General features: G+C 45.8%; 19 protein-coding genes and 1 tRNA gene. 15 read left to right on the top strand and 5 right to left on the bottom strand.

Features of this window, described 5'->3' with window-relative positions; translation table 11 throughout:
• Positions 1-87: 87 nt before the first annotated feature.
• The 3 genes from WH43_RS18890 to WH43_RS18880 all read right to left on the bottom strand — a co-directional run bounded on the left by WH43_RS18890 (position 88) and on the right by WH43_RS18880 (position 5087).
• On the bottom strand, positions 88-915 hold the full coding sequence (locus WH43_RS18890; protein WP_053426103.1) for an HAD family acid phosphatase: 828 nt from the start codon (positions 913-915) through the stop codon (positions 88-90).
• A 90-nt stretch (positions 916-1005) separates the two neighbouring features.
• Positions 1006-3102, bottom strand: a complete 2097-nt coding sequence (locus WH43_RS18885; protein WP_286050019.1) for a hypothetical protein — start codon at positions 3100-3102, stop codon at positions 1006-1008.
• 356 nt (positions 3103-3458) lie between these two features.
• Positions 3459-5087 carry an electron transfer flavoprotein-ubiquinone oxidoreductase gene (locus WH43_RS18880; RefSeq protein ID WP_053426101.1) on the bottom strand — a complete coding sequence of 543 codons (1629 nt, stop codon included), beginning with the start codon at positions 5085-5087 and terminating at the stop codon, positions 3459-3461.
• A gap of 231 nt (positions 5088-5318) precedes the next feature.
• Between WH43_RS18880 and WH43_RS18875 the strand changes: the two genes are divergently transcribed.
• The 7 genes from WH43_RS18875 to WH43_RS18840 all read left to right on the top strand — a co-directional run bounded on the left by WH43_RS18875 (position 5319) and on the right by WH43_RS18840 (position 12447).
• Complete coding sequence (locus tag WH43_RS18875; RefSeq protein WP_053426100.1) at positions 5319-6068, top strand: electron transfer flavoprotein subunit beta/FixA family protein; 750 nt, start codon at positions 5319-5321, stop codon at positions 6066-6068.
• Positions 6068-6994, top strand: coding sequence for an electron transfer flavoprotein subunit alpha/FixB family protein (locus WH43_RS18870; RefSeq protein ID WP_053426099.1), 927 nt, complete (start codon positions 6068-6070; stop codon positions 6992-6994). Before WH43_RS18875 ends, WH43_RS18870 begins: the two co-directional genes overlap by 1 nt.
• A gap of 189 nt (positions 6995-7183) precedes the next feature.
• The gene (locus tag WH43_RS18860; RefSeq protein WP_147904716.1) at positions 7184-7603 is read left to right on the top strand and encodes a putative periplasmic lipoprotein; all 420 of its coding nucleotides are present in this window, start codon (positions 7184-7186) and stop codon (positions 7601-7603) included.
• Positions 7604-7625: 22 nt separating this feature from the next.
• Positions 7626-9128, top strand: a complete 1503-nt coding sequence (locus tag WH43_RS18855) for a DNA recombination protein RmuC (protein ID WP_053426096.1) — start codon at positions 7626-7628, stop codon at positions 9126-9128.
• Between the two features lie 65 nt (positions 9129-9193).
• Positions 9194-10390 carry a class I SAM-dependent methyltransferase gene (locus tag WH43_RS18850; RefSeq protein ID WP_152342905.1) on the top strand — a complete coding sequence of 399 codons (1197 nt, stop codon included), beginning with the start codon at positions 9194-9196 and terminating at the stop codon, positions 10388-10390.
• 517 nt (positions 10391-10907) lie between these two features.
• The gene (locus WH43_RS18845) at positions 10908-11477 is read left to right on the top strand and encodes an AbiU2 domain-containing protein (RefSeq protein ID WP_152342904.1); all 570 of its coding nucleotides are present in this window, start codon (positions 10908-10910) and stop codon (positions 11475-11477) included.
• Positions 11478-11571: 94 nt separating this feature from the next.
• Positions 11572-12447: a hypothetical protein gene (locus WH43_RS18840; protein ID WP_053426094.1), complete on the top strand. Its 876-nt coding sequence runs from the start codon at positions 11572-11574 to the stop codon at positions 12445-12447.
• A 160-nt stretch (positions 12448-12607) separates the two neighbouring features.
• On the opposite strand, the gene WH43_RS18835 is transcribed toward WH43_RS18840, so the two are convergent.
• Positions 12608-12684, bottom strand: a tRNA-Met gene (locus WH43_RS18835).
• Between the two features lie 241 nt (positions 12685-12925).
• On the opposite strand from WH43_RS18835, the gene rlmKL reads away from it, so the two are divergent.
• The 5 genes from rlmKL to rmf all read left to right on the top strand — a co-directional run bounded on the left by rlmKL (position 12926) and on the right by rmf (position 19340).
• Positions 12926-15058: a bifunctional 23S rRNA (guanine(2069)-N(7))-methyltransferase RlmK/23S rRNA (guanine(2445)-N(2))-methyltransferase RlmL gene (gene rlmKL, locus WH43_RS18830; protein WP_053426093.1), complete on the top strand. Its 2133-nt coding sequence runs from the start codon at positions 12926-12928 to the stop codon at positions 15056-15058.
• Entirely contained in the window at positions 15055-15294 is a 240-nt protein-coding gene (locus WH43_RS18825) for a glutaredoxin family protein (protein WP_053426092.1), read from the top strand. The genes rlmKL and WH43_RS18825 overlap by 4 nt, the downstream gene beginning before the upstream one ends.
• Before the next feature lie 2 nt (positions 15295-15296).
• Positions 15297-17207 (top strand): ATP-binding cassette ATPase Uup, encoded by a 1911-nt coding sequence (gene uup, locus WH43_RS18820; RefSeq protein ID WP_053426091.1) that lies wholly within the window; start codon positions 15297-15299, stop codon positions 17205-17207.
• 12 nt (positions 17208-17219) lie between these two features.
• Complete coding sequence (locus WH43_RS18815) at positions 17220-18860, top strand: DUF3466 family protein (RefSeq protein WP_053426090.1); 1641 nt, start codon at positions 17220-17222, stop codon at positions 18858-18860.
• Between the two features lie 297 nt (positions 18861-19157).
• A complete protein-coding gene (rmf, locus tag WH43_RS18810) occupies positions 19158-19340 on the top strand; it encodes a ribosome modulation factor (RefSeq protein ID WP_008898994.1) in 183 nt (60 codons plus the stop codon).
• 263 nt (positions 19341-19603) lie between these two features.
• On the opposite strand, the gene WH43_RS18805 is transcribed toward rmf, so the two are convergent.
• Entirely contained in the window at positions 19604-21985 is a 2382-nt protein-coding gene (locus tag WH43_RS18805; RefSeq protein WP_053426089.1) for a TonB-dependent receptor domain-containing protein, read from the bottom strand.
• Positions 21986-22164: 179 nt separating this feature from the next.
• Between WH43_RS18805 and WH43_RS18800 the strand changes: the two genes are divergently transcribed.
• From WH43_RS18800 to trhO, 3 genes are all read left to right on the top strand, one after another.
• Positions 22165-22815, top strand: a complete 651-nt coding sequence (locus tag WH43_RS18800; RefSeq protein WP_053426088.1) for a LysE family translocator — start codon at positions 22165-22167, stop codon at positions 22813-22815.
• A 35-nt stretch (positions 22816-22850) separates the two neighbouring features.
• On the top strand, positions 22851-23393 hold the full coding sequence (locus WH43_RS18795) for a YaeQ family protein (RefSeq protein ID WP_053426087.1): 543 nt from the start codon (positions 22851-22853) through the stop codon (positions 23391-23393).
• A gap of 99 nt (positions 23394-23492) precedes the next feature.
• Entirely contained in the window at positions 23493-24410 is a 918-nt protein-coding gene (trhO, locus tag WH43_RS18790; protein WP_053426086.1) for an oxygen-dependent tRNA uridine(34) hydroxylase TrhO, read from the top strand.
• The last annotated feature ends 84 nt before the right edge of the window (positions 24411-24494 follow it).

Genomic DNA, 24494 nt, shown 5'->3' with positions numbered 1-24494 from the left:
CAACCACTGGATCGGTCAACCGATCTGAAAAATGCTTATCTGATCGGCATTAGCCAGCAGGCCCTTGTTTATTCGAAGTAGAAGCGACTACTTAGTGGCTGGCACAGACTGCAAATACTGGCTGTTTGGCTGCTTTAAAATTGTCTGCCATGAACCATAAGTTGGGTTGGCTAACACAAACCATTTGGCACCCCAGTAGTCCTGATATGTATCGACTAGGGCTGAACGCTGTTCAGGCGTGATATTTTTCTTTACGTCTGGCAGGAAATCGCCAAAGTCATCACCAATCGACATTAAAATTCGGAAGTCTTTCGCTGCCAACAAACGGCGGCTTTCTTTTTCGCTGCTCCAGCCTTGTTGTTCTGACTTTAGCCAGATTTGTGAGGCGTCGATCTTCTCTATACCCACGGTTTTTAAGTTACGCAGCGTATCAGCTTTTTGTGGACAGCTGTCAGTGGCGCCGGCACGTTTTTCGCACTCACGATTGCTGATATACAGCACTTTTACACCGGCGGCTTCAGCTTTATTGACAAAAGCCACAGCGCCCGGCACAGCTTTGGCCGCTGCCATAGCCACCCATTGATCCCAACGTTTTGGATCATAGCCTGCGTTTAATAACACAGCTTGCGCTGCAGTCGGCGAGTTATCCAGAATAGTCTCGTCAATATCAACAATAATGGCCAAAGGCAGCTGTTGATAGTTGCTGGTTTGGTTCGGCAAGGCTGTCCAGTTTTTATCAGCAATAGCAAGGGGCAGCTGTAAAGCAGCCGTTTGGTAGGTTTGAATCGCACTGGCTTTGAATTCAGCTGAGGTTTGGTACCACAGAGTGGCATTCATATTGTCGTGAGACGCTGCTTGTGAAGCAAAAGTGCACAAAAGCAGGCTGGTTAGCAGCGAAGATAGAGAGGATTTCATCAAAGACTCCAAAGCAAAAAATTAGCAGGTTAAAACGACAGTGTTGTTTCTCTATAAAAAAAAGCCCCCGCTGTGCGGAGGCCTTCAGGCTTAGGCTTTATCCGCGCCCGGATCAGTTTTGTCAGCCTTTTCAGACGGTTTATCTGACAGGTTATTCAGTGAGATCACCTTAGTTTTACTGATCTTATGACGATAGATCTCGCGCAGATAATGAATAGACTTTTTCACACTGTCGCGGGACAAACGAATGTCATTGATAGAGACAAACTTGTCTTTATTACGAATAAGTTCGCGGTATTTTTTCTCGTACATAGGTTTAATTGCATACCAGTTGGTATCGAGAATTTTCGCCGGGTTTTCAAACTCATGCAGCATGCTGTCCAAACGCTCTTCATCGAAGTGCTCTTCACGGATAAAGTCCAGCATGGCTTTGTCCAGTGAATCATTAAAACGATAATCGTCTTTGGCAAAACAACGTTTGATGAAAGACACAATCAGCGTCAGGAAATCGTCACTTAAACACGGACTTTTTACAATCAATGTGGTCAGCGAGATATTGGCTGAAGCGCCAATCACCAATGCATAACGTTTTAACGTAGTGTTCGGGAACAAGGTATTTAAATGGCTCTTCAGGCGATTTAAATCCATGTATGACAGTTTGTAGTCTTTTGGTAAAGAGATGATCGACACCACAGACGAGCAGTTTTTAAAGAAATGCAGGTCTTTTAAATCTTTTGGATCGTAGCCGCTTTTCACATAGGAAGCTAAAGCTTCACGGTAACGACCAGACTCTATAGGTAATAAACTAATACCCTCAATGGCCTGTGTCACTTTGTTAAAGTGGGGCAGGTCAATAGAACGAAAAAACAGGTCGTCAATATTCAAACCACTGTTGCTGTTTTTGTCGAACAGTTTCAGTTTATCCACAGCAGCTGGCGCGTTTGGGATCACAGATTCAGCATAAGCTACAGCTACAGGGCCTGCCAGACTCATAAACAAGTCGTTGGCGTCTAAACGTATGGTTTCACCAATGTCGATGCCGGCACGACGGAAGTAATTTTCGTCATAGTCTGTGGTGACCGCTTGTGCTGTTAAAATGTTGAAGATTTGCTGCGAAATATACTGGTTGGCATATTTCTCCATCGCATTCACGTCGATGTGCTGAATTTCACCATCGTCGGTTTCTTCAGCATAACGCATAATATCGTTAGAAATCAGCATCATCGCATTCCAAGGACGAATGCGGTGCATCACGCTGGACTCAGCACTGTCTTCATTTTCTAGGTTGTACGAGAAATCCCATTCTTCCGCAAGGTATTTACATAACAAGCGGCCTGAGTTGATATGCAACGCTTCTGACATTTCCACGCCATGGTCTGTAATATTCGGCAGAATACAGATACCACTGGTGAAAATGGGCTCGAACACAAAAGAGTGGCCCGCGTTCGCTTCGTTTTCCGTTTCTGGTCTGGTATCGAAGGTTTTGGCCATATAAGCGTACTGCTGCGCCAAACCGAACTCTGACGCCATACCAGAACCTGTACCACCACCGGCACTGAAAATATAAAAATACAAACGGGATTGGTTGGCTTTGATACCGCAGGAGTCAATCAGATAAGAGTGAATAAATTTCCAATCCGGGTTGGAGAACTTCTGTGTGTCTTTGTTCAGAATGATTTTGGCTAAATACTGACCCAGAATAGGAGCGTTACCGGCACCACCAGCATGGACTTCAGACAAGTCCATGATTTTCATTTTGTTATAGTCCTGCAGGAAATTGGACTTTTCACCTTTGTGAGAAAAACGAATACGACCTTCAATATCTTTGTCTAAATCGCCCAACATCACCAAAGGTTCAATCAGAAACACAGGCTTGACCTGATGCGATTTATCCAGATTAAGGCCTTTTTTAATCCAGCGCACAGGGCGGTATTCGGTCTCTTTCTGCTGACGCTCTTCAATATTAAATTCATTCATATAGAAGCTGCGTGCGTTGTACACCAGAGAGGCCACGTCCAGCGCTATATTAGAACCACAGCGGCCTAAACCTATTAAACAGACCGAAGGAAACTGTTGCTGACGTCTGTTGGCATCTTCTTCATCTGAAGCCGGAATAGGGAAAACACTATTTCGCAAAGCATCCAGATTGGACAAAATCCGGCTCAGGTCGCGTTCAGTGAAATACATATAGCGGCCCGAACCAAAATTCAGGTCAGCTTCAGTTTCAGTAGCAGAGAATGGACGCACTGTTACACTGACATCGTCTTTACTGGCGCTGCTTTTTATCACTTTTGTACTCATGGATGACCTTCCGGGCTATTTTTATTGTTCTGAGCTGCTATCTATTCGTGTCATAAACATAGACTTAGCTGTCTATTATTACAATTGGCATGAAGAACAGTACAGCAAAATCATCGCAGAGAATTGAACTTTTTGATAATCAGAAAAATAAAACTGAAAAATTCCGCAGTTAAATGCAAATAAATGGGATCAGAAGCTGTCGATTTTAGTTTTTTGCTTCTGATCCCATCTCCCCCTGACTGTTACATATTCGGATAGTTCGGACCACCTGCACCTTCTGGTGTCACCCAGGTGATGTTTTGGCGTGGGTCTTTGATATCACAGGTTTTGCAATGAATACAGTTTTGCGCATTGATCTGCAGTCGCGGCTGGTTATTATCATCGACAATTTCATAGACGCCGGCAGGGCAATAACGCTGTGCAGGCTCGTCGTACAAAGCCAGGTTCACGGCCACAGGAATACTGGCATCAGCCAGTTTCAGATGGCAGGGTTGGTCCTCTTCATGATTGGTGTTAGACAAATACACTGAAGACAGGCGGTCAAAGCTAAGCACATTGTCTGGCTTGGCATACTGAATTTTTGCTGCTTCGGCCGCAGGTCTTAAGGCCAGATGATCAAGAGTGTCATCTTTCAACGTGAAGGGCAGTTTGCCGGCGAAGATATTCTGATCCAGCGTGTTAAAAGCGCCGCCCCAGAACGAGCCAAACTTATGCATCGCCGGGCCAAAGTTACGGCTTCTGAATAATTCATCGAATAGCCAGCTTTGCTCAAAATGCTCTGCAAATTCGGTGAGGTCAGCTCCAGATTTCTCTTGCTGTAAAGCAGCAAAAATAGTTTCAGCCGCCAGCATGCCGGATTTCATGGCAGTGTGATTGCCTTTGATTTTGGCAAAGTTCAGCGTCCCTGCGTCACAACCCACCAATACACCACCTGGGAAGGTCATTTTCGGCAGGCTATTCAGGCCACCTTTAGCAATAGCGCGCGCACCATAAGAGACGCGTTTGCCGCCTTGCAGATACTGTTTAATCACAGGGTGTTGTTTGTAACGCTGAAATTCTTCAAAAGGACTCAAATGCGGGTTGCTGTAGTTCAGGTCTACGATTAAGCCGACCACGATCTGCTGCCCTTCAGCATGGTACAAATAGCCACCACCACTGGTATCGTCTTGTAATGGCCAGCCTGCGCTGTGGACCACTAAACCTTGTTGGTGCTGCTCTGCTGGCACATCCCAGATTTCTTTAAAACCTAAAGCGTAATGCTGAGGGGAGCGGTCTTTATCTAACTCAAAACGGGCAATCAGTTGTTTGCCTAAATGGCCACGGCAGCCCTCGGCAAAAACAGTGTACTTTCCACGCAGCTCCATGGCTGGGACATAGCTGTCTTTCTGACTGCCATCGTGGGCCAGGCCCATTTCACCTGTAATGACACCTTTAACCACATCATCTTCTATCAGTAATTCTGCTGCGGTAAAACCAGGGAATATCTCAACACCCAGCTGTTCAGCCTGTGTGGCTAACCAGCGGCATAAGTTGCCGATAGAGACAATGTAATTGCCTTCGTTGTGCATGGTTTTTGGCACCAGAAAATTAGGCAATTTTTGAGCGGTAGTCTCATTTTTTAACAGGTAGATATGGTCTTGCGTCACCGAAGCGGTCACGGGAGCCTGCATTTTTTGCCAGTCAGGGAATAATTCATTTAAAGCGCGAGGTTCAAATACAGCGCCGGATAAAATATGGGCGCCGACCTCAGAACCTTTTTCGACGACACACAAGCTGATGTCAGTGCCAGCAGTTTTGGCTTGCTGAGCCAGACGGATAGCGGTCGACAAACCCGCAGGGCCAGCACCAACGATCACTACATCAAATTCCATCGACTCACGTTCAACCACAACAACCTCAACTTATCCATCTTTTTTGTCTGGCGTTTTGCCTTGTTCTGCTGATGGATGCTTATCTTGACATAAAATTTAGAACTTCTGCTCTACGCTAGGGTATTTCAGGTTGACGTTAACGTCAACAGTAAGTAGATTGATTGCCTGGAAAGAATCAGCTTTACCTTAACGTCAACTTAGTGCTGAGTATAGCGGCCGAATGGGGTTTTTATGAAGATTTTAGTACCGGTCAAACGGGTCATAGATTACAACGTCAAAGTACGGGTAAAAGCCGATCAAAGCGGTGTGGATTTAGCCAACGTAAAAATGGCATTGAATCCGTTTTGTGAAATCGCCGTGGAAGAAGCGGTGCGTTTAAAAGAAGCGGGCATTGCAACAGAAGTGGTTGTGGTGTCTATAGGTCCTGCCGCCGTGCAAGAGCAACTGCGTACAGCTTTGGCTTTAGGAGCAGATCGTGCTTTGCAGATCGATACCGAGTTGAGTTTAGATTCGCTGCAAGTGGCGAAGTTATTAAGCAAAGTCGTGGCTGACGAGCAGCCGCAACTGGTGATCTTAGGTAAACAAGCCATAGACTCAGATAACAACCAGACAGGCCAGATGCTGGCTGCATTAACTGGTATGGGTCAGGGCACATTCGCCTCCAAAGTTGTAGTAGCCGATGGCAAAGTACAAGTCACCCGTGAAATCGACGGTGGTTTACAGCAAGTGGAGTTGACTCTGCCAGCCGTAGTATCGACCGATCTGCGTTTAAACGAGCCGCGTTATGCGTCACTGCCTAACATTATGAAAGCAAAGAAAAAACCTTTGGATGTAAAAGCGGCAGACAGTTACGGCGTGAATTTAAGTTCTAACGTTGCCACGCTGAAAGTCACAGCCCCTGCGTCCCGACAGGCTGGTGTGATCGTAAGTTCAGTAGATGAGTTAGTTGCCAAATTAAAACAAGAAGCGAAGGTGATCTGATGAGCATTTTAGTTATTGCAGAACACAACAATCAGAGTCTGAAGGCAGATACCTTTAAAGCAGTCAAAGCTGCCAGTCAGATTGGCGGCGACATTCATCTGTTGGTTGCTGGTTTTAATTCAGCTGCCGTAGCAGCTGAAGCAGCGACGTTAGCAGGCGTAAGCAAAGTACTGCACGCTGACGCTGCGGTGTATCAACACCAACTGGCTGAAAATATCAGTTTGCTGGTGACCGAATTGGCGAAGAGTTATCAGCATATAGTGGCGAGCGCAACGACCAACGGTAAAAACTTTTTACCCCGAGTTGCTGCTTTATTAGATGTGGCACAGATTTCCGATGTGATCGCTGTTGAAAGCGCTGATACCTTTGTACGTCCTGTGTACGCTGGTAACGCGATAGCGACGGTAAAAAGCAGCGACACTATTAAAGTGCTGACCGTGCGCTCTGCAGCTTTTGATGCTGTAGATACAGGCAACAACGCGGCTATTGAAAGTATCAGCCTTGCGAAAGATGCTGGCGTATCCAGTTTTGTCAGTGAAGAGCTGACCAAGTCAGAACGTCCTGAACTGACCGCTGCTAAAGTGATCATTTCTGGTGGTCGTGGTATGCAAAATGGCGAAAACTTTGCGCTGTTAAATGGCATAGCCGACAAACTGAACGCTGCTATTGGAGCATCCCGTGCTGCGGTTGACGCTGGTTTTGTGCCAAACGATATGCAGGTTGGTCAGACAGGAAAAATTGTTGCGCCGGATCTGTATATTGCAGTAGGTATCTCAGGTGCTATCCAGCATTTGGCCGGTATGAAAGACTCTAAAGTGATAGTCGCTATCAACAAAGACCCAGAAGCTCCTATTTTCCAGGTAGCGGATTACGGTCTGGTGGGTGATTTGTTTACTATTCTGCCTGAGCTGGAAGCGAAGATTTAGTTTTCACCTTCATTTGTTCTTAGTAAAGAGAGTTTTCTTTCGCTCTCTTTACTCAAGTTAATAAATTGCTTACAAATTTCTGCTGTATCTCTCTTGTTCGCTTGGCATTCGATCTCTAAGATAGGCTCATCATGCGCTGTCGCAGGGCTTTTCGTCGTTTTGGCGAGCAAGCTGTTCAGGAGATAAAAAATGAAAAAAACGTTAACTCTTAGTTTGCTTGTCATGGCATTAACAGGTTGCGCTACTGTACCTGCAGATAAAGACAACCTGTCCACCCAGTTAGATGGCCCACTAGCTCAACTGCAGCTGGACACCCGCCAATTACAAATGCGGCTGGAGCGCCTGACCGAAAACAAAGAATGCCAACAAGATAACCAGTGCAAAGTCATTGGTGTAGGAGCCCGGCCTTGTGGTGGACCGGACCAGTATCTGATTTATTCGACACTGCACACAGATGAAAAAATGTTAAGCTACACCAGTGAACGTTACCAGAAGCTAAAAAAGCAGCAAAATGAGAAGCTTGGCTTAATGTCGACTTGCCAGATGCTGATGCCCCCAGTCAGCGCTTGTATTGAAAATAAATGCGCTATAGGTAACGCCAACCGCTAATTAATCTGATACCGAGAGGACCATGACCCCACAAGCTTCGTTTATTTTATTGTTGTGTTGTGCTGTGGGGATGCTTTGCTGTGCAGGCGGCCTGTGGTATTGGTACAGAGAATCACAGAAAAAGCAGCAAGAACTGCTGTTACTGCAAAGCACAAACCAACTACAAGCTCAACAAAATCAGCATGATAAGCTTTTATTGGAGCAGGTTCAGCAACAGCTGCAACAGGCGCAGGACGACTTTAAAGACTTAAGTTACCAGCAGCAAAAATACGCCGCTGAACTGGCGCGCAGCCAAAGTCAGTATCAGCAGGTATCTGAACTTTGGACTGAGCTTAAGCAGCAGTATCAAAGCCAGCAGCAGGACTATATGCAGCTGCAGCGCGAGCACAGCGCCTTGCAAATCAGTTTAAAAGAAAAGCAGCAGCATTTCGCCGAGCAACAGGCCTTGTTGCAACAAAACAAGCAGCAACTCAGCCTTGAGTTTCAACAGCTGGCACAGCAAATTTTTGAAGAAAAATCGAGCCGTTTTCAGGCCTCGAACCAAGAGGCATTAAACAGCCTGCTTAATCCATTCCGTTTGCAGTTAGATGCCTTTAAAAGCAAAGTGGAAGATATTCATCTCAAAGACAGTCAGCAGCAGGCGCTACTCAATCACGAGCTACAGCATTTAAAACTGCTGAACCAGCAAATCACCGAAGAAGCGCATCAACTGGCTGTGGCACTCAAAGGCCAGAAAAAAACTCAGGGCAACTGGGGCGAACTGGTTTTAGAGAATGTACTGGAGCGTTCAGGCTTGCGATCAGGCCAGGATTACCAGCGCGAGTTTTCAGTTACCCAGGAAGATGGTAATAAACTGCGGCCGGATTTAGTGGTGTTTTTACCCCAGGGCAAACATTTAATTATTGATGCCAAAGTGTCGTTAAACGCCTACAGTCGTTATATCAATTCAGAGGATGATACTGAGCGTAAATTAGCGCTGCAGGAACATGTCGCTTCAATGGCGGCCCGTATTAAAGAACTGTCTGACCGCAATTACCATAAATTACCTGGCCTGAATTCACCCGACCTGGTATTTATGTTTGTGCCTATAGAGTCGGCTTTTGTTGAAGCCTTAAAAGCCGATGAAAGCTTATTTCAGCAAGCACTGAATCAAAATGTGTTGGTAGCGACGCCGACCACTTTACTCACCAGCCTGAATATAGTGCGACAGTTATGGCGCTACGAAGAGCAGCATAAGCACACGGCAGAGCTGGCCAAACGTGCTGATGCGGTGTTTAACAAACTTCGCACTTTCCTGACCACCTTTTTGAGAGTGAAAGAGAGCTTAAACAAAGCACAGGAAGCCTATGAAACCGCAGAAAGTCAGCTGTATAAGGGCAGGGCGAACCTGGTGAAACAGGTCAATGAATTTAAAGAGTTAACTCCGGCAATACATGCTGAGCTTCCTGAGTATTTTGTTGAAAAATCTCAGATTGAGTTTGATTCAGAAGCTTTGCCAGAGACAAAAAGCACGTCGGTGCCATAAAGCACTAGGGAGCGCTGCGCTGTCAGGTTTATAATAGCGGCCTTTTTTGATTGCAGAGAATTTCAGTGAGTACTTCAGATTTCAGCGCCTTTATGCAACTTCTTCAGCAAAAGCTTGAACACAACAGCTGGCAAAAGCTGCTGCTCAGCAGTTATCAGGGCGAGGATGCAAGCCTGGTGCGAATTGAAGTACGGCCTGTGATATTAAAAGAAGTGGCGCATTTAAGTTTTTTATACCGGCATAAAACCCGGGATATCACCAAAAACTTTGTAGTGAGTGAAGGGCTTACGCTTATTCAAAAGCTTCTGGGCGCTGAGTTTAAAGCCGCTCATTTCACGGCTTTGGATAGCGAAACACAATTGAGCATCAGCAAAAAAGGCAAGGTGCTTAGCAGTACCAAAGCCATCAAACAAGCTACTACAAGTACAACAGCGGGCGCTGCGGCCTTAACTCATGATAAAGAAAAGCAGCGCTTTCTGACGCTGGACCGGCCTTTTTTGCAGCAGCTTGGAGTCACTGATGCCCAGCATAAGCTGGTGCCGGCCATGTCGCGCAAATGGAAGCAAATCAATAAGTTTGTTGAAGTATTCGACCGGGCTTTAAGCCAAACCGGCTTAAAACAAAAACCAGCAGTGCATATCGCCGACTTCGGCTCAGGCAAAGCTTATCTGACTTTTGCGGTGCATGATTACTTAACCCACCAGTTAGGGCTTAATGCCAAAGTGACAGGGGTGGAGCTGCGCCAGGAGCTGGTGGATTTATGCAATGGCGTGGCCTGTGACCTGAACTTAAAAGGCATTGGCTTTGAGCAGGGCGATGTAAAGCATTTTCAGGCCAAAGGCATAGATGTGATGATAGCGCTGCACGCCTGTGACATCGCTACGGATTACGCCATTCATATGGGCATTCGCACCGGCGCTTCGATGATTATGTGTTCGCCTTGTTGTCATAAACAGCTACGGCCGCAACTGATCAGCCCGCCACTACTGCAACCTATGCTCAAACACGGTATTCATGCCGGTGAACAAGCCGAAATGCTGACCGATAGCTTGCGTGCCTTGTTGTTGGAGGCTTATGGTTATGAAACCCAAGTGTTTGAATTTATATCCTTGGAACACACCAGCAAAAACAAGATGATCCTGGCGGTCAAAAGCCAAAAGCCAAAAAACCGCGAACAGATTTTGGCCCAGGTGCAACAAATCAAAGAGTTTTACGGTATACAGCAGCATTGCTTGGAAGAGTTATTGTTGCAGTCGGAGTGATGTAGACTCGCGCGCCTGTCTCAAAACGGCGCGGTCAACTACAACGCAGACTCGCCGTAGATACATCCATGTAGGCTCCTGTTCGCCTCCGGGGTTTTGCAGAGCAAAACCCGTTCAGTCGGCAGCAAGTCAGATTGCTGACTTGCTGAAATCCCGCCTTCACCCATGCCTCACAGGGGCCGCTAACGTAGTTGCCCGTCCGTTCTCTAAGTTCTTTTACATCGTCACTTTGTTCCAAGAGCTTAAATTCGGAGTTGTGCTAAATGCCTATTTCTAACTCCCTTTACTAGCTCAAATCACTGAATAAATTCCCAAGTATCCATCTTGAGTAAACTCAAGAACAACCTGCATAAACTTTGTCAGATTCAACTTTACTCATTTCCGAAAAACCTGTTGAAATAGAGGTTCATCAGAGTTAGTTTGATATGAGTAAAGATCATGGAAGAAGGCGGAAAAATGTTCGACTTGCCGGCAGAGGGCCCTCTATTAAAAAGTTATATTTTTTGAGAGATCGAGCATGGAAGACATTGATCGATACATAATTGAAGCAATAAGAGTAAGAAGATCAGTAGTTTTGTATTCAGAACTCTTCGAGCATAAATCATCAGTCTCCGTGCTATCTTGTAAAGCTGGCATGGCCTTTTCAATAATCCAACGTTCAATGCATGACGAGATTATTATTTCGCTATCAAGGTTGTTCGACACTGATTACTATGAATACAAAAATCAAAAGTTCGAGTACTTGTCACAAAGAAACATCGTTCAAAAATATCAGGGCGCTTTAACTGATAAGGCAAAGATGCATCAAGGTCAAACCGCTAGTCTAAAACAAGAAATCAATATTCAAGATTACCGAAACCTGAAGGTTGCTCACAACGATAAGCCTACTTTGGTATCAAGTGATGGTTCAGTAAAACATGGCATTTCATCAAGCAAAGTACTTGATCTGTTAGATCACTCTGTACAGTTAATGTTATGTTTAAAATCGACTCTTTCTAATCAAGCAGAAGTGAGTGTCCCAGTAGACCTAAATAACAAATTTGTTGGTGTTGGCAGTGAGTTGGTCGCTAAACTTCGGCAAATATAATAAGGCCAGCCAGCATCGCTTCCTGTGGTCGCTGGACCACGTTTCTCTCGGCCGCTGCAGGCGGCGTTATGTGCGCAGTCAAGGTTGGTGAAGCATGATTCTTTCTCAGAAGACCCTTGAAAGCCTAAGGGACATGATCAACGAGAAGACCGAGTATCGATCTGGGCCGCAGCTCGTTCAATTTTTCAATCAGCTTGGATATAAAGACAAATACGGGCAGGGGTTCCCGCCGCGCTGGATGTTCACAGATCAAAAGCTTCGAGATATCAACGGAACGCCACAAATTGATGAGTGCATTAAGAGAGTTTTTGCGCCCGTCAACTTCATTGGCCGAGTTCCTGAGCTTGATGTACATCTGCAAGAGTTCAACAAATACCTTGCCTTTGATAAGTGGCGCCTAGTTAGAATCGGAGCTGAACTCACGTTTAAGCGCCTCGAAAAAGTGGAAATCGATGAGAGTCCGGCCAGCTCGGCTGACCTTGAGAATAGCTTTTTAACTCGGGAATTCTCCAATGTATCCGTGCAGGGCCTAGGTTTGGAAGGTCCTGTTGTCGCAGTGCTTGAGCAAAGGGTCAAAGAAATCGAGAAGTGCTTCTCGGTATCCTCTCCACTGGCTGTCATTCTGCTTGCTGGTAGCACGTTGGAGGGAATTCTCCTCGGTCTGGCCACCCAACATCCCAGGCACTTCAATACGGCACGTCCATCGCCTAAGGATGGCAATGGTAAGGTGCGTCAGTTTCAGGATTGGAGCCTTAGCAACTTCATCGATGTTGCAAGAGAACTGTCGATCATTCAGCACGATACACATAAGTTTTCCCATTCGCTACGTGACTTCAGGAACTACATTCATCCGTTTGAGCAAATGGCATCCGGGTTCGCCCCAAGAGAAAACACGGCCAAGATCTGCCTTCAAGTATTAAAGTCTGCCATACATGATCTGCACGAAAACATTGGTGTGTTGCGCACATAACAATTAGCTGCAGGCGCGACTGCCCTCGGCCTGAGCTCAAACATTAATGTCTACAGTTCGCTCTTTGAAGTCAGAGTGTATTTAAAAGGGCGGGGCTTATAACCGGTCAAACTCTAAATTTCAGACACAAAAAAACCGACTATTGAGTCGGCTTTAAAGTTGGTTGCGGGAGCCGGATTTGAACCGACGACCTTCGGGTTATGAGCCCGACGAGCTACCAGGCTGCTCCATCCCGCGTCCGTGTTTGCGGGGCGCATAGTAGAGCTTTTGCCATAGCAGCGCAAGGCTTAATATCAGTAAATTCCAAAGAAGTGAACTGACTGCACAATTATTAAACGCATAGGTCTTTAAGTAGACGTTCGTTACTGTCTCTGAAGTAGTAGCCTCGCAAATCTTTGTTTTCGTGTTGAAAAACATCCCAATGCTTTCGAAAGCGCTTCTGTTATAATGTGCGCCATTTTATTGCAGGGCAGATCATATGTTGGAATTCTGGGCCTTAACATCCAAAGGTGTTGAAGAGCTGTTGGCGGATGAAATCCGCCGTTATCAAGGCGAAATTATTAAATTAGGCATGGGCGTGGTGCGCTTTAAGGCTGAACTTAAAGATGCATACCAGCTGTGCTTATGGTCGCGTTTAGCGACCCGTATTCTGCGCCTGGAACAATCCATCGAAATTGATGCCAATTCAGACCTGTACCAGGTGGCCATGCGCATTAACTGGCCTTCGTTAATGCGCATGGAACAAAGTTTTGCGGTCGAGTGTGTCGGTAAGCACCCAACAATAGATAACACCCAGTTTGGTGGTATGCGGGTCAAAGATGCCATAGTGGATCAGTTCCGCGAGCGTTACGACGCCCGTCCTAATGTCGATCGTATCGACCCGGATGTGCGTTTTCAGGTGCGTTTAGAACGCCAGTATTTCCACTTCTTCCAGGATTTCTCTGGTCCGTCTTTGCATCAGCGTGGTTATCGTAAAGAGCAGGGCGAAGCGCCATTAAAAGAACATTTGGCCGCCGCTTTGTTAATTCGTTCGGGTTGGAAGGCGGATCAGCCTTTGTATGACCCGTTTTGTGGTAGCGGTACCTTATTAATAGAAGCTGTGCTGATGGCACGGCAGTTGGCGCCTGGTTTAAAGCGTGAAAAGTTTGCCTTTGAAAGCTGGGGTGATCACCAGCCTGAACTGTGGCAACAACTGCGTGCTGAAGCTTTAGGCTCTCGCAAAGCCATAGCCGAAGGCGTTACTTTTGTCGGTAGCGATACTGACGAGCGTACCTTACAAAAAGCCCGTCAAAACGCGGCCCGTGCTGGTGTAGCTGATTTTATTGAATTTATTACCCAGGATGCGACACACATTCAGTCGGCGGTGTGCGAAGGTAAAGGCGTCATTATTACTAACCCGCCATATGGTGAGCGGTTAGGCGACTTACCACAACTTATTCCTGTGTATGCAGAATTCTCCTTAGGCCTGAAAAAACACTATCAGGGCTGGCGTTTAGCCATTATTACTTCAAGCCCGGATTTATTGCGGGCGCTGAAGCTCTCCAAGGCCAAAAGCTATAAGTTCAGTAACGGTCCGCTGGACTGTGAATTTACTATGTTTGATTTGACTGAACAGCAAGTACAGGTCAATGCCAACAGTCAAAGCGCAGCTTTGTTTTATGCTGAAAGTGAATCTTTTGGCAATCGCCTGAAGAAAAACGTCAAGCAGCTGGAAAAGTGGGCGAAACGCGAAAACATAAGTTGTTACCGGATGTACGACGCGGATATTCCGGAATACAACGTGGCTGTTGATTGGTACGACGGCGAAGTGGTGATCCACGAATACGCTGCTCCTGCCAATGTTGATGAACAAATAGCACAAAAGCGTTTATTTGATGTGGTGAACTTAGTACCTAAAGTACTGGGCATCACCAGCGATAAGCTGGTACTGAAAGTTCGCGAAAAACAAAAAGGCAAAGAGCAGTATCAGGCGCTGGCCAAAGCAGGCCAGTACAAAGAAGTCACTGAATATGGCGCCAAGTTTTTAGTCAACCTGCGTGATTATTTAGATACGGGCTTGTTTTTAGACCACCGCGTCACTCGCCTGGCGATTCAGCAGCAAGCCAAAGGCAAAAAAGTACTGAATTTATTTGCCTACACAGGCACTGCTTCTGTGCATGCGGCTTTAGGTGGCGCTTTGTCTGTCACTACTGTGGATATGTCCAATACCTATCTGGACTGGGCAAAACGTAACTTCCTGATCAATGGACTGGATGGCAAAGCTTATCAGTTTGTACAGGATAACTGTCTGGATTGGCTAAAAGGCTGTAAAAACCAGTTTGATTTAATCTTTGTCGACCCGCCAACGTTCTCGAACTCAAAACGAATGGAAGATACCTGGGACGTGCAACGGGATCATGTCAAGTTGCTGACCATGGTTGGGCGTTGTTTAGCACCGAATGGCAAAGTGATTTTCTCCAACAATAAAAGACGCTTTAAAATCGACAAGGCCGCGCTGGAAGAAGCGGGTTGGAGTATCAAAGACATCTCAGCTCAGAGCTTACCGGAAGATTTTAAACGTAATCCCAATATCCATGTGTGCTTTGAGTTATTTAAACGAGTAGACGAATGAAATTAAGCTTATACAGCACCTGGGGTTGTCATTTATGTGAACAAGCCGAGCAGCTTTTGCTGCAGGCAGGTTTAGCAGGTGCTGTAGAAATTATCGATATAGTGGACGAATCAGCGGCTTTTGAACGCTATCGTGTGCATATTCCGGTGTTAAAAGTGAATGAACAGGAATTGTTCTGGCCCTTTGACCTTGAACAGATACAACAACTGCTGCGTCAGCAGTCGTCAGGATTATAAAAGTGGAATTATTACGTTTTCAGCAAGCCAGTCTGGCTTTTGGTACCCATCCGATTTTAGATAAAGTGGATTTCAGTTTATTTGCCGGCGAGCGTGTCTGTTTAGTGGGTCGTAACGGTGCGGGTAAATCGTCCTTCTTAAAAATTCTGACCGGTCATCAAAATCTGGATGACGGCCAGGTGGTGCGACAGAATAATTTAGTGGTAAGCCGTTTAGAACAAGACCCACCAGCCCGGGTGGATATTAAAGTAGCGGATTTTATTCGTGAAGGCGCAGGCGATTTAGCAGAAAAATTGCAGCGGTTTTATCATCTGGCTGACCATTTCTCTGACGCGACCGAGGCAGAGCAACGCGAATTTGGCACGTTACAGGCGGAGCTTGATACCCGTCAGGGCTGGCAGTTAGAAAGCCGGATTGAAGAGCTGTGTTTGCAGTTTGAAATGGATCCGAATACCACCCTCGCTTCATTATCGGGCGGTTGGTTGCGTAAAGCCGCTTTGGCCAAAGCTTTAGTGTCGCAACCTAATGTGCTGCTGTTGGACGAACCGACCAACCACCTGGATGTTGCAGCGATTCAATGGTTGGAACAGTTCTTTATGAACTTCAAAGGCGCCATTATTTTTATCTCGCACGACAGGGCTTTTATTCGTGCTTTGGCCAGCCGTATTATCGATTTGGACCGGGGTGAACTCACCTCACATCCTGGTAATTACGCCGAGTATCTGGAACGGAAGCAAAAGATGCTGGAAACTGAGCAGCAGCACAATGCGTTGTTTGATAAAAAGCTGGCGGAAGAAGAAGTTTGGATCCGCCAGGGCATTAAAGCCCGTCGTACCCGTAACGAAGGCCGGGTTCGCGCTTTAAAAGCATTACGTAATGAACGTGCTGCGCGTGTCGAGCAAATGGGCAAAGTTGAATTTGCCATAGAGCAATCGCAAAAATCCGGCAAGCTGGTATTTGAAACCAAAGACGTGAATGTCAGCTTCAAAGGTGAGACTGTTCTAAAAGATCTGAATATTCTGGTGATGCGGGGCGATCGTATCGCCTTGGTTGGACCAAACGGTGTAGGTAAATCCACCTTAATCAAAACCTTACTGGGCGAATACAAAGCCGACAGTGGTGAGATTAAACGGGGTACTAATCTTGAAGTGGCGTATTTTGACCAGCACCGTATTCAGCTGGATTTAGATGCCACAGTGCAGGACAACGTCGCAGATGGGAAACAAGAGATCACCCAAAACGGTCAGACTCGCCATGTATTAAGCTATCTGCAGGATTTCTTATTTGCACCAGCGCGCGCCAGAACGCCAGTAAGGGCTTTGTCCGGTGGCGAGAAAAACCGTTTACTACTGGCGCGACTATTCGCTAAACCCAGTAATTTATTGATCCTCGACGAACCAACTAACGATCTGGATGTGGAAACCTTAGAGCTGCTTGAAGATATTCTGCAGCAGTATCAGGGCACTGTGCTTCTGGTCAGCCACGACCGTGAATTTGTCAATAATACGGTGACAAGTTCGCTGTACTTTGCTGGTCAGGGTAAGGTTGTGGACATAGCCGGTGACTACGAAGATGTGCTGGCCTACCAAAAACGGCAGCAAAACCATGTCAAAGCTGTTGAAACAGTGCAAAAAAGTGTAAAACCTGTCGAAGAAAAGCCAGTTGAGCTTTCATCCGGCAGCAGTAAGAAGTTATCATACAAAGAGAAACGAGAACTGGAACTATTGCCCGCTTTAATCGAGACGCTTGATACCGAATTAAGTGCCTTGCAGCAGCAAGTGAATGATCCACAATTTTTCCGGCAAAGTGCCGAGTACACCCAAAAAGCGTTGAACCAATTGCATGAGACCGAGTCGAAGCTCGCGCACGCTTATGAGCGTTGGGAACAATTAGAAGCATTAAATCAGCAGTAACAGGGGACCTGAATGAGATTATCACCCGTAGTATTAGCCTTATTACCCGGCCTGGCAGCCAGTTCAGCCTATGCCGCTGTTTATCAGGTCCAGGAGTTGCCGGAAGTCAGCACTACACGCTCTCAGTATGGCGCAGCTATTAATGATAATGGTGATGTAGTAGGTAGTGGTAGTTTGATCTACAACTTCCCGGTTGATGTTAGTCGATTAAATTTTGAAGACGCTGATTTAACAGCCAGATTGTCGGCGGAAGCCATTGAACAAATTAAACTGGGCAATGTGACTGCGGCTTCACTGGCACAATTGTTGAGTTATTTAGAAAGCAAAAGCACGAATTTTAGTGTTCAACGATACAGTGACGTGATGGCACTGAACTTATCAACGGGCGCGCAAGTTAAGATCAGAGAGCAGTCCGCTGTTCCAACTAATAAAGAATATCTCTACGATATCAATAGCAGTGGCAATGCCATTGCTTTAGCTACAACAACCTTTACTTTACAAAGCTTTACTCCTGAGGCCACTGAAACGACTCCTTCGCCTGAGACGGTGGAATTATGGTTGCCTGAGCCAGGCTACATGAAATCATATGTTGTCAATGGCAACAGCGTCACGCCGTTACCTATCCCCTTTGAAGAGTTAGGCGGCGGTTTTTCCTTTGCGTCTAAAATTAGCGAATCGAATTATATCGCTGGCTCAGGCAGTGTCTCTATGCCAACTGCGACGCAAGAAGCAGTGAATACCACATGTACAGGTAAAACATCCCCTTTAAGCCTTTGTTACTATAATCTTGCAACCACCAGTTATGTTGAAAGAGCACTGGTGTGGAAAATGAACGACACAGGTCAGATTTCCGCTCCGGTTCAATATGGCTTTTTAGGCCCGGCTATAGCAGAGACCTCTGATTTAACGTACGTCAGTCGTGCTTTATCAGTAAATGATGACGCTGTTGCTGTTGGCTATTCCACCTATGTGAGTGAAGAGCGTCAAATTAGAACCAGTCATGCGACAGTATTTGCCGAAGGTGAGGTTTCAGCCATTGTTGATCCGATCGAGTGGGACTCAAGCTCAGCAAACGATATCAATAATGAAAACATCATAGTCGGCAATGCGAATACAAGAATGAACGGTATAGCGCGTAACCGGATGTTTATTTTTGATTACAATACCAAAACAGTCACATACCCTAATGGCTTTTTCAGTACTTCAGGCACTATTCCTTCAGCTATTAATGAAAACAATCTGATTGTAGGCGCAGCTGAGGTGATCCCAGACGACAGTACGACACGTCGCCAGGTTGCATTTTTATACAATCTGGAAGATCAGACTATGACTGACTTAAATACTTTATTGCCTTGTGGTGTGAATTTTAATTTGGTTGAAGCAAAAGATATCAACAACAACAATGAGATCCTAGCCAATGCTGTTTTCTCGGTTGAGCAAAGAGATGCAAAAGGCGAAGTAGTGAAGGATAGTGCAGGTAATCCGGTACTTGAAAACGTCGTTCGTCCGGTGAAATTAACACCTGTCCCTAACGGTACTATTGAAAACTGTAACGCACCAGAAGATGTGACTTATGAGCGTAAAGGCGGCACTTCAGGTTGGCTAACTTTACTACTGTTACCTTTAGTGATGTTAAGAAGACGGGTAAAGTAAAGCTAGATCCGGTTTAAAGAACCTGCTTCGGCAGGTTTTTTTTCGCTCCGCCAGTAGGCTTTTATCGTGTCAGCATCGACACCCTTGAGCGTAAAGATGCCTAAGCACGAGCAATACTGTAGAAAAATTCAAAAATTTTAAATTATTTTGTCATCAAATCTTAAATAAGTTCAGGTTCTTACTTAATGTCAATAGGGTGGGGTTAAGTTTAATTGTGGAACCTTTTGAGCATCTCGACTATCTATTAAAGTGCAACGCAAGTTGCTTGTTATTTACCAGATCGAGGAAGATTGCCTTATGAAAAGACAGAAAAGAGATCGTTTAGAACGTGCTCATGCTCAAGGTTATCGCGCCGCTGTCACAGGTCGCTCAAAAGAGATTTGTCCTTATCAGAATTTAGACACCAGATCGCAATGGCTCGGAGGGTACCGGGAAGCGATGGAAGACAAAGGGACTGGCCTGTTTGCCAGAGGTCAATAATTTACGAATTCAGATAACAAGGCCCCTATATTAGGGGCCTTGTGCGTTTTAGGGGCTTAACAACTTCATTTATATCTTTATACCCAAAGTAATTGGAGTTGCAGAGAGGCGACAAGAGCGTGAGACCCCGGGAGCATAGTTTCCCTATGTGTCTATGGATTGAGGCGGATGCTCGCCAGAAGGCAAAGTTCATCCGCTAAAACATATGACCGGGGCGAGAGCTCGTAGTCAACAAAGCTGCGGCTTCAAGTACGAAGGGTATATTAGAAGCGGGCTTTGAGACCTAAGGTAAAAGAACGGCCTGGCAGAGGTGCATCTTCTTTAATAAAGGAGCTGTGTACGAATCCAAGTTCATCTGTCAGATTATTGGCTTTGGCAAAAGCTGTCAGGTCCAGATCATTCAGATTAAAGTAATAGCTAAAACCTAAATCAAGGATCTGGTAAGAACCTGTAGCGCTTTCGCCAGCTGCAACCCGATTTTGTTTCATATAATGAGTCCAATCAATAGTGGCAGACCAATCCTGTGCTGAGTAGCTGTAGCCAGCGCCCGCTTTAACAGGCGGGATTCGTGGCAAATCACCACCGTTATCCAGTTTAGCCCGCACTGAGTCGATAAAGAACTCCAATTCCTGCTCAGCAGTCAGCTGATAAGCCATCGCGAATTCGGCGCCATATAAAGTGGCATCCTGTTGTTGGTAATGGAAAATGGAGAATTCTTCACCGTCGTGCTCATGATCATGTTCTTCTTCATGACCTTCTTCCTCGTGAGCCTCCAGATCGGCCATGGTTAAGCCAGAATCCCGCATGTATAAATAGTTATGCACTTTGTTGTAAAACAGGTTGTAGGTGAAGGTAAAGTCCCCTTCAAACTTGCGCAAAGTCAGGTCGATATTATTCGCAACTTCTTTTTTGAAGTCAGTTTCAGATTTGCTGATCTCGCCATCGGCATCGAGTGCATAAGCCAAACCCAGCTCATAGGTTTGAGTCGCAATATGTGCACCGTTGGAATAGAGCTCAGCAGCACTTGGTGCACGTTCAGAGCGGCTCACTGACAGTGCCCAGTTGTAACCTGGTTGGAAGTTCCAGACCAGACCTGCCGAGACACTGGCTGCAGTAAAATCATTTTTGACGTTTTCAGACGAATGCTCTTCCGCTGCGTCTTCGTCATGGTGATGCTCAAATTCAATACCTGAGGCTTTGTAGTCGACCTGTTCAATACGGGCGCCTAACTGCGCCGTGAAATCACCGAAACTACGTTCTTCTAATACAAATAAAGCATGGGAGTCGGTTTTTGTATCAGGGGTAAAAGCTTCTTCACCTATGGCCTTGTAATCACTTTGCTGCAGGTGGTAACCCACAACCCCATGCCAGCCAGCGAAGGTTTCATGCTCAGCAGTGAAACGACTTTCAAAGCTGTCATTTTTGAAGGTAGTACCAATAGCGCCACCTTCAATTTCATGATGCTGATAGCGGGTCAAAGCACTGTTAAAAGATAAAGTTTCAATGCCAGCAAATGGTTTATAGAGCTCACCTGCTAAGCCGTATCTATCTTGTTTTACGCGGGCAAAGACACCGTCTTCCTGATGGCTTTCTTCCTCTTCATGCTCATCTTCTTCGTGTTCTTCATGATGATGGTGATGACCAGGAATGCCGTATTCACTGTCAATATGACCTACGGAGAAACCTAACAAACCTTTGTCAGTGATCCAGCTTAATCCACCATTGACTGCCGAATTATCTAACCAGGAGTTCGCCAGTTGATTGGTGCTTTCTCCCTCATCATTGGTAAAGTCGGGCACATCGTAATTATTTGTTTTGCGCTTGAAACCATCAAAATGCCAGGCTATTTGTTCTTGTCCACCGTCGTGCGCCAAAGCCGCAGTCTTTTCATCTGCGCCAGAACTGTAGCGAGTTTCAATCTGAGTGCTGGCAGGGCGCAACTGACGCGGTAATCTGTTATCGACCACATTCACTACACCACCCACAGCGCCACTGCCGTATAACAAGGTAGAAGGACCACGCAAGACTTCAATCTGCTCAGTGGTAATGGCATCAGCTGTGATAGCGTGATCAGGACCGATACGTGACACGTCGGCTGAATCCAATCCATTATTCAAAATACGAACTCGTGGACCATCCAGGCCACGCAGAATAGGGCTGGCAGCCACAGGACCATAATAGTTACTGTGTACACCAGGCATAGACTTTAAGGTTTCGCCTATCGTCGGTTCAGTTTTACGGGTCAGTTCTTCACCGGATAACACAGAGACAGGGTTGGCCATTTCCAGGTCATAGTGATGCAAACCAGATGCTGCGACCACAATACGTTCCAGACCACCGGCTTCAAGTTGGATCTTAAGCTGGTCGCTTTTTGCGTCTGCGACTTTTACAAATTGATCACCATAGCCTTTGGCAGAGATATGCAGTTCTGCATCCGCAGGGGCCTGAATAGTAAAGCGGCCGTTTTTATCGGCATAAACGTATTGCTGACGGCCATGTACGTGCACACGAGCTTGCTCAATAGCTTTTCCGTCCTGATCCAAAATAAGGCCGTTAATACTGACACTTTGTGCCTGAACTTGAGTTGAAAAGACTGCAGCGACCAGCACAGCCAATGGAGAAAGTTGAAAAAGAGAAGGGCGCATCGAAAAACCTTTTACTGTTGGTTAGTGGGTGTGATGTTATAACATTTTTGCGGATTAACGATTATAGCGCAAGTACTTTTGTGATGAAGTAACATTTTTTCGAGATTTCACTTCGAAAGCCTCTAGCCTCATGTTTTAATTACAACTCATTTATCTACGAATTATCAAAAGGATAAGGCATGGAGTTTTGGCCTGAATTTATCTTAATCGCCTCGGTTCATTTGGTCGCTGTGGCAAGTCCAGGCCCGGATTTCGCGATCGTATTACGTTATGCAGTACGTTATGGCCGTAACGTTGCATTAGCGGCCAGTATGGGTATAGGCATGGCGATTTTTCTGCATGTCTGTTATTCGCTGCTCGGTGTTGGGTTGTTGATTAAAACTACGCCTTGGTTATTTACTTTGTTCAGCGTCCTGTCGGCGGCGTATCTGGCTTATATAGGCTGGCAGGCTATTCGTAGTGATGCACCTGTTTCCATTGCGACGGATGACAAAGCAGAAGCTATAGCAGAAAGTCCATCGATGCTTAAAGCCTTTACGTCAGGTTTTGTTACTAATGGCCTGAACCCCAAAGCGACCTTGTTCTTTTTATCGCTTTTTGCCGTCATTATTTCGCCTATGACACCAGTTTCGTACAAAGTGATCTACGGTGTTTATATGGCTGGCGCTACAGCTGTCTGGTTTGCTTTTTTATCTGTGATCCTAACCCGCGAAAAAGTAAGGTCTTTTTTACTACGCAAAGGCTATTGGTTTGATAGGTTAATGGGCGGCGTATTACTGGCACTGGCTATGCATCTGATCTATGGTGCAATTCAATCTCAGCTACACTAAACAGAGGTTGTTGCCGATACCAGCGAGGTGTCTGTATGCAAGTAGTCAGTAAGGTGATTCGGCTGGATCTGAATTATGCATCAGAGATGAGCCATCTGTACCAAAAACGAACCTGTTATATAGCACCCTATAAAACAGAGTTGGCGGAACATTTTGCCCGTCGTTTGCTGGCCTACCTGTCCTTTTTTGAGTTTTCCCCCCAACTGTCGAAAACAGAGGGCGCTGGCAAAACGCCTGATCTGTATGTCAGTGATGCAACCGACCATATCAAACTTTGGTGTAATGTTGATTTACTCAGCGAAAAGCATATGCAACGCGCCAGTCATCAGGCCGATCAGGTGGTGTTATTTCTGGATGAAACGGATCAGAAAAAAATTAAAAGCCAATACAAACAACATTTCAGCAATGTACAGTTCCATACCTTGTCTCATCAACAGTTACTGGATTTTTGCAGCATGCTTAAAGGTCATATGCAGTTAGATCTATGGCGAGAGGATGATAAGTTATTGATCACAGATGGAGAGCAAACTTTTGAGCTGGCACTTGCCGTGCCAGCAGAGCTGGAATTCAGGCATTAAGCCTGCTGAAACTTGTTATTTCATGTTCAGTAGCTATAATGCTCGCCCGTATTTTTGCCCCGGATTTACGGTCCGGCTTTGCAGAAGGTGAACTCAAAGATGTACGTTGTTGCTGCTTTATATAAATTCGTCGCTCTACCTGATTATGTCGCTTTACGCGATAAGCTCTATCAACACTTGGTTCTGAATAAAGTCAAAGGCACTTTGCTGTTGGCTGAAGAAGGCATTAATGGCACTATTTGTGGCCCACGCGAAGGTATAGACGCGATGCTGCAATGGTTTGCTGCAGACAGCCGTTTTGATGGCATGTCTTACAAAGAATCCTTTGCCGATGAGCAGGCGTTTTATCGCACTAAGGTCAAGCTGAAAAAAGAAATTGTCACTATGGGCGTAGAAGGTATCAATCCGGCTCATATAGTGGGTACTTATGTTAAAGGTGAAGCCTGGAATCAACTGATTTCGGATCCGGAGACTATTGTTATTGATACCCGCAACGACTACGAAGTAGCCATTGGTACCTTTAAAAACTCCATCAATCCAAATACCACCAGCTTCCGAGAGTTCCCAGAGTGGGCGGAGCAAAACCTGGACAAAACCAAACATAAAAAAGTGGCTATGTTTTGCACTGGTGGTATTCGCTGTGAAAAGTCGACCGCCTTTTTAAAAGAGCAGGGCTTTGAAGAAGTGTATCACCTTGATGGCGGTATTCTGAAATACCTGGAAGAAGTGCCAGAACCAGAGAGTTTGTGGCAGGGTGAATGTTTTGTATTTGATCAGCGTGTGGCTGTTAAACATGGTTTGGAACAGGGCAGTTACGATCAGTGTTATGCGTGCCGTATGCCGTTGTCACAAGATGAAATGAAATCGCCGCTGTATGTACAGGGGTTAAGTTGCCCACATTGCCATGACAAAATTACTGAAGAGCAAAAAGCTTCCTTTGCTGAGCGTCAAAAACAGATTGCGCTAGCTAAACAACGGGGTGAACAACACATCCGCGATGGCAAAGTAGAATTTTAATTGCTGCTATCTTAAAAAAGAGCCTTCATGGCTAATGCCGATCAGATAAGCATTTTTCAGATCGGTTGACCGATCCAGTGGTTG

Origin of the sequence: Rheinheimera sp. KL1, from assembly GCF_001275035.1 — a bacterium.
GTDB classification, from domain to species: Bacteria; Pseudomonadota; Gammaproteobacteria; order Enterobacterales; family Alteromonadaceae; genus Pararheinheimera; species Pararheinheimera tangshanensis.
Note: the sequence above shows the minus strand (reverse complement) of the source record. Positions and strands in the feature narration are given on the sequence as shown.